Genomic DNA, 14433 nt, shown 5'->3' on the forward strand with positions numbered 1-14433 from the left:
ACTTTCTGTTGTAGTGGTGCAGTGTTAATAGGTAACACCTTTTAATACCAAAGGAGAAGAGGATGGCCACCACCTCAGTTAAACTTGATGAAGACTTGAAAAGGAGGGTTCAGCACTTGGCTGAAGCCAGACACCGATCAGCCCACTGGATTATGTGTGAGGCAATTCGTCACTATGTGGCTTGTGAGGAAAAGAAAGAAGCCTTCAAGCAGGATGCTCTCAATGCTTGGGAAGCCTATCAGGAAAATGGCATGCACCTGACGCTTGAAGAGGCAGATGCATGGCTGGCCAAACTTGAAGCCGGAGAAGATGCGGAGATTCCTAAGTGTCACGATTGATATGGTCACCTTCTGCCCTTAGAGATGTTCAGCGACTTCATCGGTTTCTGGCAAGCAAAGGTGGAAAGTCTGCCAGCCGTGCTATCAAAACAATCCGTTCTAATGTGAAAATTTTAGCCCATCAACCTGAAGTTGGTCGGCCTGTTGATGGCATGGAGCCTGAGTTTAGGGAGTGGCTGATTGACTTTGGTAGCAGTGATTATGTTGCCTTGTATCGTACTGATGGCGAACTAACAACGGTACTAGTGCAGCTAAGCTCTGATATCCATACACCCCTCGTTCCCACGCAACAAAGGGTGTCGCAAAACCCTGGTTCACCTCCCGTCATTTCCGGCCTCACTCCCGTCATTCCCGCGAAGGCGGGAATCCACACAGACTCATCACCAGAACCATACTGCCCGGTGCCCCCCTGGCCTTTTCATCCGCGTGAAGGCAGAGACCCGCTGTTGGCGCTGGATTCCCGCCTTCGCGGGAATGACGACCACAGAGTATCGGAACGAGTGGGCTGTATGGATATCAAGGCTTGGCTGCACTAGGAGCCTTATATGGTCCGCCCCGTTTTGCAAGAGCCTGTTTTGTTAATTAGCAAACAAAGATAACTGCAATCATATATACGGCCTATTCATGAGGTCTAACCCTCTGGCCCTGATGGGTATCCGCGCAACCTGGCCTTATCAGTCCGACGGCCTCAAGGGCCAAGACTCCTATCAGGTTTCAGGTTGCCGGTTTTTACCTGTTTGCCATCAACTGTGCATGCTCATCGCAATCTGCGGGGGGGTTCCCCTTTGATTAAGCTTATGCTTTACTTTGCCGCTGCCGCCTTTACCTCATTATGCAGCCTTGTAAACTTCATTTCGGGTCATGATGACCCAGACAATCCGAGCCATTTTATTAGCCAGACCAACGGCGGCAACGTTGTGATTGCTGCGCTCATTAAGTTGGCTAACCCATTTTTTACAGCGGTCATCCTTATTTTTGAGGCAGTGGAGTACCGAACGTGCGCCGTGTATCAATAATGTGCGCAGGTATTTATCACCCCGTTTACTGATGCCCAGCAGGACTGACTTACCGCCTGTGGAATGCTGTCTTGGAACTAATCCCAACCATGCGGCAAGGTGTCGACCAGATTTAAAATACGTCGCATCACCAACGGCTGCCTTCAATGCAGTGGCAGTGATGGCTCCGATACCCGGCATAGTCATCATTCGACGACATTCGTCGTCGTTTTCAGCCAGCTCCTGAATTTTCTGGTCATACTGTTGAATACGCTTGTCAAGACTGGCCAACTCTTCTGATAAACCATGTAGCAGCTCACGAGTCAGCGAATGGAGTCCATTTTCAGCATCTTCCAGAATTAGGTGAAATCAGCTTGACAGTATGCCCATAGTTCTTGAATAACCGAGCCAAATAGTGAGCACCACCACAGGCTTCCATAGCGATAATGCATGGCTCCAGATTTGCCACGTACTCCAGAAGGTTCTTCCTGGACAACTTCTTTCTGATGACTTTGCTACCCTGCTCATCAACACCAAACAGGTGAAAGTTGTTCTTGCCAATATCGATACCATGTACTGAAATAGTCATGGGTGGTTCGCTCCGGTTAATCCTGTTTAAATGGTTAACTCCATTTTGGCTCATTTGAAGCCGTTTAGGAGGGGCGGACCATCCCGTTAGACCGAGAATAGACTGCCCTACACGGCAACTGCTCCTGCGTTGCTCTAGCTCCTGCATCCATGCAGTCGTGCGGCGGCAGCAAATTGGTCTGTAAATCCGCTTTTGTTCGTCAAATAGCTCGCTATTCTCCTCACAAAACCGAATTTTCATCCTCAATTTTCTGCCGTCCTCGCTACGGGGTCGCCTAGACGGGCGCTATTCTCGGTCAGGCTCCTAGTGAACTTTTCGAGGGTATGTGAGCAGTACCCCTTGCAGGGTTTGCAGTTTGTACTGGTGTTCACAGTAAAGCCCATGGCCCGGCAACGACCAGTGCACCGACACTTTGCCAGATCGTGAATAGATGTACTCCTGTCAATGATTCCAAAGCCACTGCTTTGACTGGACTGACCAACGTCGAGGGTCAGTTCTACTTTGACTCAGCTGTTTGCACGACAGAGCCTTAATCCTCTGCTTCATCAGCGGATACAACTCCAGTGACCAATGCTTTGGGGGTCATAACCTCTCGTTTTTCCATGACCAGATGATGCAGGGTAAAGCCAAACTGATCCTGCAATACGCAGACTCTGAGGCCAAGCTCTACAGGAGTGCCAGCCTTACCTTTGCTGATCCATTCGGTATGACGTTCGAACAAAGAAAAAACCTTCTCATTATGAGGGATGCTTTCATGGCTCAATACACGACGGACAATCAGCTGACACTGGTAGTCTGAATCTTTTACCCAACGTACCAGTTCTTATTTGTCCAGATATATTGCAATGCCAGGAGCAAGCGGGGAATGTCATCCCTTGATCTGAGATTGAATGTAATGGCAGAGATATCAACCTCGCCAAGCTGCTTTTGTGGACTAATGGTCTGGCACATAAGTTCGGAATGCTCCATCTTTTATCCTGATTAAGTTATGTGCTTAAGGCCAATGGTGGAACTTTATAAAAATATTCTTGTCAAAGAAATGGTAATGACTCGCTGTTGAATCATGGATGAATATTAACGTTAGAGGGATATCTTTATGTTACCTTTGCCACTTGTAAATATTGACAGATCAGGTTCTCAAAGCCTGGCAACTCTCCCCGATCAGGAGACTTTGGCTGATCGTTTAGCCAAAATGTATCTTGGTGACCCTGAACCCATTGGCGAGCCCGACGCAACGCCACTAGCCAAGCGCAAATGCAGCACACCTGTTGCAGATCAGGCTGCTCATTGTTCTCCTGCCAACTGGGAATTACTGGGCGGCAAGGGAATGTTTTTGCAGCGCATGAAAGCAGCTGGTGTATCTGTGCCACCGTTTCAGTGTGTGACAACCCGGGTCACCAATGCGCTGGAACAACACCCTCTGGATAGCCAGCGTCTGGAACCCTATTTCCCCGGGATCGGCGATGAACCGGAGGCGGAGATCAGTCTGGCAAAGATCAGGGAACGCCTCAATGCGTTGCTGCCTTCAGAGCAAACCAGAAGAGAGTGCTGGCTGGCAGGTCTGGCGAAATTTATTGCCAGTGATGACTTTTATGAGCAGGTTAAAGATTCTGAAGCGGCCCGACACATCAGAGATCACGGACTATCAACATCCGGGCCGCTTATTGTCCGCAGTTCCGGCATTAATGAAGACAACTACGGCGATGCCCAGGCAGGCAAATACCTCTCGGAAGTTCAGGGAGATGAGGATATTTTGCGAACCTGTCTTAAGGTTATGGCCTCAGCTTACCGGCCTGAAGTCTGTTCCGAAGGCATACCGCAACCCATGGCGCTGATTATCCAGGAGTGTATTAACTGCCTGCAAGGTGGAGTCGCCACGAGCTTTCAATCCTTTGATGATGATACCCTCAGGGTCGAGTACACACACGGTCAGCCAAGGGGGGTAGTGGCAGGACAGTCCGGTAACACACCCCACCGTATTGATATTTCTCGCAAAGAAGGCGCCGAAAACGTTCAATACTTTCCCGGAAAGATTTCAAGCCACTTCATTCTGCACAAAAACACAGATAATTGCGGCTATTCGGAAATAAGAATTGATGATGGGGATGCGCTATCAGACGACGATGGTCAAAAATTCAGTAATGGCCACATACTCAGTAACGACATAATCTCAAAACTTAAGGACGTGGTGGCAAAGCTGGAAGACCTGTTGCACTGCCCCGTGGATGTAGAGTTTGCTATCGATCATCAGGGGGGGCTGTTCGTGTTGCAGGTGCGCCCTATAACCCAACTCTCTGGCGACATGGTTTTTACCATGCCCATGCCCGAACACAGCCTGGCCAGTGGCGAGGGCATCAGTGAAGGCTATTGCACCGGACCACTCTGGCTGGCTAAAAAACAACAGGCAGGCTTTATGCCAGAGGGAGCCATTCTCGTGGCCCGACATGCTGAAGACTGGATGCTTACGTCCAAATGTCTGGATCGGGCTAGAGGTGTCGTCTTTGCCTCAGGTGCGTTCAATGACCACATGGCCATCCTTATGAGACAGAAAAAAATACCCTTTATGCTGGCCGGCGAAGAGTTTACGACCCTGGCCGAGCGGGATGGCCATCAGGCGACATTGGCCTGCGCCCGCTTCAAAGGTGAGTCCGGAGCCTTCATTGTTGCCGGTGACATGAGCGAAAAACTTGCCAGTCACAGAAGCCTGTCCTCTGCTGTTGCTGATCTGCCGTCAGTAAAAGCCATCCCGTTAAGGGATGATTTGTCCCCCCCTGAAGGCACATTCCGCCAGGTCACCAGCGGTTTTGAATGGCTCACGGATCAAAATGCCCGTTTGTTGGCATTCTTTGCCCCCGGCAGGGGACTGGATTGTTTGGCAAACCCCATAAAACTTAGCATGTCGCCACGACGCTCAGAGCTATTGGCAGAGACCAGTGACAACATCAATCAGCTGATTCATGGGGCCGATGCACTGTTGGAGGGTTACCGGGCCTTCCTGAACCTGGCGGGTGACAAAGATTTACAAAAGGTGCAGCCATTGCTGAATGAATTGCAGCTGCTAATCAACCGCTTCGCGACGCTGAAAGAGACCATCCTATCAGGGTTAAAAACGATCATCCGTTCCCTGCAATCCGATGAAAAAGAGCAGTTATCCACGGGAGCTTTTCGTCAGTGGGTGGCTAACTGCCACCAGCTGCAATTCTCTCTTCAGGCACTTAACCCCAGGGAGACTGAGCAGGTACGGAGTGTTCATGAGCTTATTTTTGCCTTGCATCAGCGTTTTGTGGAGGCATTGGCACCGGTCGCTCTGGCTTCGGGTCAGGGCCGGATATCTACGGAAAACAAGATCACCTATGTCGATTGCACGACTCCGGGTGCAGAAGCACCGCTCTTAAGACCGTGCGACAAAACATCGATCCAGCGATCAGGGCGCAGAGGGACTGTTCTCAGTATGAATGATGCTTTGATTGTTAACCTGAAGCTTGGCTATCATGTGGCCGTTATTGAGCTATTCAGGGACGCAGAAGGGGGGAAAGGCCATACCCTGCGACTGAAATTCTCCGACAGGTTTGATAAACCTGATGGCAGTGACAATCCCGGTGCTTTAAAACGTATGTGGTTTCTGGTGCAGTTACTGAAAATGATCGGACTGAATAAAGAGGGCGAAACCATGAAGGTTAGTTTTAACGCCATAGCTGGAGACATGATCGTCGAATGTGCCCGTATGGCATCACCTGAAACCATGCAGGAAGGCTTTGAAAAACTGTTGACAGCGTTACGTGCTTCTCGTGATATGGATCTTTACTTGGCGGACAGTGCTATTTTTGAAAGAGATGAAGTAGAACAGTGGAACTTTAACATGCTGGCACAACGCCTCGATAGTGATGCGGTTACTGAAACTGACAGATTCTCCTTTCAACATATCCTGTTCTTGATAGCCGGTGATTTATATAGAGAAGACCGAACAACCCCCGTTTTCTATCATTTATTAAGCCATCACCAACAACAGTTTATTGATCAGTGTCGAGAGTTAGTTTTTTCGGCTCCTGTGGAAGTGCTAATGAGTGATGAGATGGGTGAAAACATCCGCAGGGAATTGTTACATCATCTTTTATTATCACACCCCCAAGAGGTTATTTGGTTTGTTGAAGATGAGTATCCCAATTTGAGAAATGATTACTTTATTATCGACCCGGCTTACAGCTACGAGCTAAGGTTTTCTGTTTCACCGGGTCAGTTGTTTCCGGGTGGTAGAGAAGAGATTAAAAAAAATCTGCTGAAGCATGGGCTTAAATATGCCAGTCGGCGGGTTCGAGATGATAGAGAGCTGGTATTGGCAACGGTTAAAGTGCATCCGGGTGACCTGACATATGCTAGTGAAGAACTGAGGAATGATAGAAAGATCGTTATGTCCGTCGTTACTCAATATGGCATTGGATTGGCATATGCCGGCGAGGAAATGCAGGATGATGATGAAGTTGTAATGACCGCTTTCGCTTCGCATCCGAAAGCTTTTCGTTTTGCAAGTTGGAGAATCAGAAGCGATATAAACATTATTAAAAGGGTGATTGCTGATGATATTAATCGCTTGTCATGGGCCACTGACACGATATTGAGTGATCGCAAGTCTATGCTGGCCTTAATTAAAGATAATGCTCTTGCTGTTAAATATGCCTACAAAGAGCTTCTTCGTGAGAGGGCCTTTATTGAGGTGGCAATCCGGAAAAACGCCGAAGTTCAAAGATACGTGGAGAAGCCTGCGAGTTAAAACTGATCGATTCAGACAAGGTTGGTCAGTGCAAGCTGTGTTGTCGGCTTGTTGTTGTTTTTTTGCGTGTTTTAGCCTGACGGGTGACGGGTGAACTTTATAAAAACATCATTGTCAAAGAAAGAGGCTTATTAATTAGCTGTTAGTGAATAATGGATGAATGTTAATACAAGAAGGATATCTTGATGTTTCCCACTACATTTGATGCTCAAACTCCGAAAGCAAATTCAAATCAGAATACGGTGACTGGAAGTTCATCCAGCAGGGCTGGTAGTTCATCCAAAAAGCATTTTAGTGACCATGGCACCCGTAGTTTTCCAGAGCCAAGGTCGCTAACCATGCGCTCCTGCCGTTCACCTGTTTCAGATCAGGCGGCTGACAGTTTTCCCAGCAGCCGGGAACAAGTTGGCGGCAAGGGAATGTTTTTGCAGCGTATGAAGAAAGCCGATCTGCCTGTTCCACCCTTCGAATGTGTGACTGCTCAGGTCATGAATGCGCTTGAACAACAGCCTTTGGATACCCGACTTTTAGACCGCTATTTCCCCGGGGTTGTTTATGATCCGGAGGCAGAGATCAGCCTGACGAACATTCGGGAATACCTCAATAGCTTGCCGCCTTCAGAGCAAACCAAAAGGAACAACTGGCTGGTGGGTCTGGCTGAATTTATTGTCAGTGATGACTATTACGAACAGGTTAAAGATTCTGAAGCGGCCCGGCAAATCAGGGGGCTGCGCCATGAGCTGGACAGACTCTACATATCACAGCCGGTTATTGTCCGCAGTTCTGGCATCAATGAAGATAACTACGGCGATGCCCAGGCGGGCAAATACCTTTCACTGGTTCAGGGAAATGAGGATATTTTGCGTACCTGTCTTAAGGTCATGGCCTCAGGTTACCGGTCTGAAGTCTGTCCCGAAGGCATACCACAACCCATGGCACTGATCATCCAGCAGTGTATTCATTGCCGATGCGGCGGGGTCGCCATGAGCTATAAATCTTTTGATGATGATACCATCAGTGTTGAGTTCACACCCGGTCAACCCAGAGGTGCAGTGGCAGGGCAGTCTGGTAACACGCCTCACCGCATTGATATTGCTCGCAAGGGTCGAAAAAGAGCTGACAGTTATCAATATTTTCCCGGGACTATCTCAAGCCAGTTTACCCTGCACAGCAACAATAACGGTTATTCGGAAAAAAGAATGGATGTTGTCGATGTCCAGGCAAACGACGGCGGGCAGCTAATCAGTGATGAGATGGTATCAAAACTCAGGAAACTGGTGAAAAAGCTGGAAAAACTGTTGTTCTGCCCCGTGGATGTCGAGTTCGCCATCGATCATTGGGATCGCCTGTTCCTGTTGCAGGTACGTCCTGTTACCCGACTCTCTGGCGATATGGTTTTTGCCATGCCCATACCCAAAGAAACCCTGGCCATTGGCGAGGGCATCAGCGAAGGCTTCTGCACCGGACCGCTCTGGCTGGCCAGAAAACCAGAGGCAGCCTCTATGCCACAGGGAGCCATTGTCGTGGCCCACCACGCTGAAGACTGGATGCTTGTGCCTGAGTTTCTGAAACGGGTTGGGGGTTTTGTCCTGGCCGAAGCAGGATTCAATGATCATGTAGCAATCCTTATGAAACAGAAAAAAATAACCTTGATGCGGGCTGGTGGCCAATATTCGGCATTGTTCGCTCAGGATGGTCAACAGGCGACGCTGGCCTGCGCCCGTTTTAAAAATAAGCCCGGTGCCTTTATTGTTGCCGGCGACATTGCCGAAACACTGGCCAATTACAGAAGCCTGACTTCAGCTGTTTCTGATGCATTGACAACAAAACCCGTCCCGTCACGGGAGGATTTGTCACCACCTGAAGGCACATTCGACCGGGTCGCCAGCGGTTTTCAATGGCTCACGGATCAAAATGCCCGTCTGTTGGCATTTTTTGCCTCCGGAGGCGGACTGGATTGTCTGGAAAATCCGGTAAAACTAAGTATGTCGCCACAACGATCAGAGATACTGGCAGAGAATAAGTACAACTTAAAACGCCTGCTCTATGGAGCTGAAGTCCTGCTGGAGGGGTACCAGGCCTTCCTGCTGCTATCGGGTGACAGCGATTCACCTTGGATCAAGCCAGCTCTGGCAGAATTACCGCAATTAAACAAGCGCTTCAAGACACTGAAAAAGACCATCCGATCAATGTTGGAAACGATCAGGCTTCCTCTGAAAGCCGATGTTGAAGGGCCGTTATCCACCGTAACTTTTCCTGAGTGGCTGGACGCCTGCCATCAGCTGAAATCCTGTCTGCAGGCACTCAACCCTGAGAAGGCTGAGAAGATTCGGAGTGTCCATGAGCTGATTTTTGCCCTGCATCGGCGCTTTGTAAGTGCACTGGCGAAGGTTACTCTGGCTTCGGGTCAGGGCAGGCAATCCAGTAGCGGGAGCATCAAATATGTTGATTGTGCGGTTTCGGGTAATCCGAATGAAAAGATGCCGCTATTGAAGCCGTCCTGCAAAGTATTAATTGAAAAGTTAGGGTGCTCAGGAACGGTCATCATTGCCGATGGCGTTTTGATTGTTAACCTGAAGCTTGGAAGTCATCTGTGTCTTATCGAGCTATTTGAAAACGCAGAGGGGGGTAAAGGACGGACCTTGCGGCTGAAATTCTCTGACCAGTTTTATAAAGATGATGGTATTGATTCAGCTGCCAAGTTAAAGCGTATGTGGCTTCTGGTGCAGTTACTGAAAGTGCTCGAACTGGATAAAGATGCTGATAGCATGAAGCTGCGTTGCAATGCGGTAGTGGGAGAAATTATCGTCGAATGCACTCGAATGAAAACAACTAAAACTATGCAGGATGCCGTTGAAAAACTGCTCACTGTGTTATGTGGTATGTGTGATTTGGATTGTAAGATGCTGCACATTGACCTTTTTGAAAGCAATCAGTGGAACTTTAGCTTGCTGGCACAAAGGCTTAATGGCGATATTACGGCAGAAGCTGACAGGTTCGCCTTTCAACATTGCCTTTTCGCAATGTATTATAAGAAGCGTATCCACTACACTCCCGATTGTTTCAAGTTATTACCAAGCCACCACCGACAGTTTATTCATTATGCCAAACGGTTTGAAGAATGTCGTGATAAAGAGTCTCGTGATAAAGAGTCTCGTGATAAAACTGAGGACAACTTTCGGGAAATATTAATGAGCAATGAAATCACAGAGCAAACCCGAAAGGAACTTTTACATCATCTGTTATACCTGGATGCCCAAAGGACTGCTCCATTGATTGAGGATGTTTATCCCGATTTGAGACATCAATGCTATGTTCTAAAACCATTCTCCTACGGTTACAGGCTAAGTTTTGATGTTCCACCGGGTAAGTCGCTTGCGGATAATAGAGAAAAGATCACAAAAGCCTTGCTGAAGCATGGACTGCAATATGCCAGCCAACAGCTTCGGAATGATAAAGAACTGATATTAACAATTATTGCAGCACGTCCCAAATGCCTTGAATTTGCCAGTGAGAAACTAAAGAATAGTAAAAAGGTCGTCATGACTGCAATCAACCAACATGGCTTTTATCTGCAATATGCCGGCCCGAAAATTAAAGATAATGAAGAGGTTGTAAAGGCTGCCATCACCGATTATCCAGAGGCTCTCGGGTATGCAAGTGAAAGAATCCGAAGCGATAAAAACATTATTCAAATGGTAATTGATAAGCATATTGACCACTTATATTATGCCAGTGAAAGGGTATTGAATGATCGCAAGTATTTGCTGGATTTAATTGCACATAATTCCCGTGCCTTCATATCTGTTGCGCATAATCTTAAACGTGATATGGATTTTATCAGGTCAGCAATCCACAGGAACCGGGGTGTTGTTAAACACGTAGACGAGGAAAGTTTAGAAAAATACTACAGTAGTGAATTTGCCGGTTCGTAATACAAACAGCAGCCTGAAAAACCAAAGCCCATAGCTATTTGTAAAATCCTCTGAGCCTGATTTTCACCTTTTAAATACTTTGATGAGCCTACAAGAGCTTATTTCATAGCCTGATCAATTTGCTTGCTTCAGGCTGATTGGCGAACTTTATAAAAACATCATTGTTAACGTTAGAGAGGGATATCCTGATGTTACCTGTTATTTCTGAGACGTCAGATCCTCAGAGTCTGACAACGAATCCAAATCATAATACCCGGGCTGGCAGTCCATCCATCGGGGCTGATGATGTGCCCAAAAGGTATCTCGGCCATTCTGATCCCGATGGCATTGCCGACCCGGAGCCACTTATCAGGCGCACCTGTTGTCCAGCTGATTCAGATCAGGCTGCTGACTGTTTTCCCCTTGGCCGGGAAAAAGTTGGGGGTAAGGGGATGTTTCTGCAGCGCATGAAGAAAGCTGATTTGCCTGTTCCACCCTTCAAATGTGTCACTGCGCAAGTCATGAATGCTTTTGATCAACATCCTCTGGACAGGCATCGTTTAGACCGCTATCTACAGAAGGTTGACCGTGAACCGGAGGCCGGGACCAGCCTGACGAACATCCGGGAATACCTCAATACCCTGCTGCCTTCAGAGCGAACCAAAAGGAATGACTGGCTGGCGGGTTTGGCTGAATTTATTGTCAGTGATGACTATTACGAACAGGTTAAAGATTCTGAAGCGGCCCGGCAAATCAGGGATCTGCGTCGTCAGCTGGACCGATTTTCCATGGCACAGCCGATTATTGTCCGCAGTTCCGGCATCAATGAAGATAACTACGGCGATGCCCAGGCAGGCAAATACCTCTCTTTAGTTCAGGAAGAAGAGGATATTTTGCGAACCTGCCTCAAGGTCATGGCTTCAGGTTACCGGCCTGAAGTTTGTCGCGAAGGCATACCGCAACCCATGGCGTTGATTATCCAAAACTGCGTTGATTGCCAATACGGTGGTGTCGCCATGAGCTTTCAATCTTTTCAGGATGATACCGTCAGGGTTGAGTACACACGGGGTCAACCCAGAGGTGTTGTGGCAGGGCAGTCCGGTAACACGCCCCATCGTATTGATATTTATCGTGAGGATTGCAAAGAAGCAGCTGCAGGCTCTCAATACTTTCCCGGTACGATCTCAATTCACTTTATCCTGCAAAAGAACAATAACGGTTATTCGGAAACAAGAATTGATCATGTGGCTGCTCAGTCAGACGACGGTGGACAGAAACTCACTGATGAAATGGTTTCAGATCTCAGGAAGGCGGTGACAGAGCTGGAAAACCTGTTGCTCTGCCCCGTGGATGTGGAGTTTGCCATAGACAAACAGGGTCGCCTGTTCCTGTTGCAGGTGCGCCCCATCACGCAACTCTCTGGCGGCATGGATTTTGCCATGTCCATACCCAAAAAGACACTGGCCATTGGCGAGGGTATCAGCGAAGGCTATTGCACCGGACCACTCTGGCTGGCCAGAAAACAAGAGGCAGGCGCTATGCCAGATAAAGCCATTGTCGTGGCGCAACACACCGAAGACTGGATGCTTGAGTCCGGGTTCCTGATGCGGGCAGGAGGTTTTGTCATTGCAGAAGGAGGATTCAATGATCATGTGGCGATACTCATGAGACAGGAAAAAAAGCCCTTAATGCTGGCCGGTGGGCATTTTGACACCCTGGCTGCCAGGGTTGGCCAGCAGACGACGCTGGCCTGTGGCCGCTTCAAAGGCAAGCCCAGAGCCTTTATTGTTGCCGATGACCTTAGCGAAGAACTGGCCAGTCACAGAAGCCTGTCCTCTGCATTTTCTGATGCACCGTCAACAAAAGCCTTCCCGTCCCGGGAAGCTTTGTCTCCATCTGAAGGCACATTCCGTCAGGTCGCCAGCGGTTTTCAATGGCTCACGGATCAAAATGCCCGGCTGTTGGCACTTTTTGCCCCCGGCAGTGGTCTGGATTATCTGGTAAACCCGATAAAATTGAGTATGTCGCCGCAACGATCAAAGTTACTGGCTGAGACCAGGAATGACGTAAATCGGCTGATTTATGGCGCTGAAGCTCTGTTGGCTGGCTATCAGGCGTTCTTGCAGCTGGCAGGACAACGCGGTTCACCTGAGGTCAGGCAATTACAGGAAGAATGGCTGGAACTGAGCGACCGTTTCGAGGCGTTGAAACAGGCCATCCAGTCCGGCCTGGAGAAAATCATTAAGCCCATGCAAGTGGCTGAAGACGGGCAGCTATCCCCGGGAATGTTTCGTCCGTGGATAGCAGACTGCCATCAGCTAAAATCCTTTCTTCAAGCGCTCAATCCACAAGAGGCTGATCTGGTGCGGAGTGTCCATGAACTGATTTTTGCCCTGCACCAGCGCTTTGTAAAAGCATTGGCACCGGTCACTCTGGCTTCGGGTCAGGGCAGGATATCCGGGGAAAAAAACATCACCTATGTCGATTGTACGACACCGGGTGAAGAGGCACCGCTATTGAGAATTTCCGATAAAGTCTCTATGGAAGAGCTGGAGCTTTCCGGGACCGTCATCAGTATGGATGAAGCCGTGATTGTTAACCTGGAGCTGGGAAGTCATGTGGGCATTATCGAGCTACTGGAACAGGCAGATGGGGGTAAAGGACGAACCTTGCGGCTGACATTCTCAGACAAATTTGATGCAAACTATGACTATGACAGACCCGGCAAGTTCAGGCGTATGTGGTTTCTGGCGCAATTATTGAGAGAGATTGAACTGGATAAAGATGCCGATAACATGAAGCTGAGTTGCAACGCCGTAGCGGGTGAAATGATCGTCGAATGCCCCCGAATGAAATTACGTAAAACCATGCAGTATGCCTTTGCAAAACTGATCATTGTGTTACGTGCTATGTTTGATCTGGATCTTGATTTGAATTCCAGACCCATTTTTGAAGGAGGTCAGTGGGACTTTAACCTGCTTGCACAGCGTCTTAATCGTGATGTTGCGACAGAATCGGATAGATTCGCCTTCCAACATTGCCTTTTCATAATGGCTTATCGGGCTGGGAGCATTTGGTCCGTTACTGCTATGTGCTGCCAGTTTTTAAGCACACACCACCAACAGTTTGCTCATCATGCCCGGCGCTTGGGTATGTGTCGGAGGTCAAAGTTTATCAGGGGGAATCCATGGGACGCTATGAGGGAAAGGTTAATGAAGATCAGTGAGAACACTCGTACGGAGCTCTTACATCATCTTTTATTATTAAATCCCAGAAACGCTACCCGATTGATTGAGCAACTGTACGATTTGGAAAATCAATGCTTTGTTATCAATCCATCTTACAGTTACAGACTGGAGTTTTATGTGCCACCGGGTCAACCGCTTGGGGATCATAAAGAAGAGATTAATAATGCCTTGCTTAAGTACGGACTGAGATACGCCAGCCAACGTGTCCGAAATGATAGAGACTTTGTATTACCCGCTATTTCACGACATCCCGAAGAACTGCAGTTTTTGAGTGCAGAGCTGCGGAATGACAGAGATGTTGTCATGGCCTCTGCCGCAGAGGAGGCAAAAGTTCTGTCCTATGCCAGTAACACAATCCGAAGCGATAAAAGCACTATTGAAAGCTTAATGGCTGTCAATGTTAATGTCTTAAAATATGGCTGTGAGACCTTATTGAGTGATCGCGAGTTCATGCTGGACTTAATTGCAAAGAATTATCAGGCTTTCCAATATGTAGCTCTGGAGCTTAAAACTGATACAGATTTTATCAATGAAGCAACCCTGAGAAACCCCTTACTGGGTAAATGGGTCTGATTCCGGGA

Annotated in this window: 5 protein-coding genes and 2 pseudogenes; 5 read left to right on the forward strand and 2 right to left on the reverse strand. The window is 48.2% G+C overall.

All coding sequences use genetic code 11. The annotated features are described in order from the left end of the window. The first annotated feature begins 62 nt into the window (after positions 1–62). Both ACOJUO_RS18655 and ACOJUO_RS18660 read left to right on the forward strand, forming a co-directional pair. The gene (locus tag ACOJUO_RS18655) at positions 63–338 is read left to right on the forward strand and encodes a CopG family ribbon-helix-helix protein (RefSeq protein WP_422133441.1); all 276 of its coding nucleotides are present in this window, start codon (positions 63–65) and stop codon (positions 336–338) included. After that, positions 326–874: a type II toxin-antitoxin system RelE/ParE family toxin gene (locus ACOJUO_RS18660; protein WP_422133442.1), complete on the forward strand. Its 549-nt coding sequence runs from the start codon at positions 326–328 to the stop codon at positions 872–874. The genes ACOJUO_RS18655 and ACOJUO_RS18660 overlap by 13 nt, the downstream gene beginning before the upstream one ends. Positions 875–1168: 294 nt before the next feature. Here the strand turns inward: ACOJUO_RS18660 and ACOJUO_RS18665 are convergent. Both ACOJUO_RS18665 and ACOJUO_RS18670 read right to left on the reverse strand, forming a co-directional pair. Beyond that, positions 1169–1922 (reverse strand): annotated as a pseudogene (locus ACOJUO_RS18665) (IS110 family transposase). A 595-nt stretch (positions 1923–2517) separates the two neighbouring features. Further along, positions 2518–2700 (reverse strand): annotated as a pseudogene (locus ACOJUO_RS18670) (ISNCY family transposase); the annotation flags it as partial. A 318-nt stretch (positions 2701–3018) separates the two neighbouring features. On the opposite strand from ACOJUO_RS18670, the gene ACOJUO_RS18675 reads away from it, so the two are divergent. From ACOJUO_RS18675 to ACOJUO_RS18685, 3 genes are all read left to right on the forward strand, one after another. Then, positions 3019–6690 carry a PEP/pyruvate-binding domain-containing protein gene (locus ACOJUO_RS18675; protein ID WP_422137783.1) on the forward strand — a complete coding sequence of 1224 codons (3672 nt, stop codon included), beginning with the start codon at positions 3019–3021 and terminating at the stop codon, positions 6688–6690. Positions 6691–6875: 185 nt separating this feature from the next. Beyond that, positions 6876–10625 carry a DUF4116 domain-containing protein gene (locus ACOJUO_RS18680; RefSeq protein WP_422137784.1) on the forward strand — a complete coding sequence of 1250 codons (3750 nt, stop codon included), beginning with the start codon at positions 6876–6878 and terminating at the stop codon, positions 10623–10625. A 188-nt stretch (positions 10626–10813) separates the two neighbouring features. Further along, the gene (locus ACOJUO_RS18685; RefSeq protein ID WP_422137785.1) at positions 10814–14425 is read left to right on the forward strand and encodes a PEP/pyruvate-binding domain-containing protein; all 3612 of its coding nucleotides are present in this window, start codon (positions 10814–10816) and stop codon (positions 14423–14425) included. Positions 14426–14433: the final 8 nt, after the last annotated feature.

The sequence above is a fragment of the Endozoicomonas sp. ALC020 genome (genome assembly GCF_049275935.1).
Lineage (GTDB): Bacteria > Pseudomonadota > Gammaproteobacteria > Pseudomonadales > Endozoicomonadaceae > Endozoicomonas_A.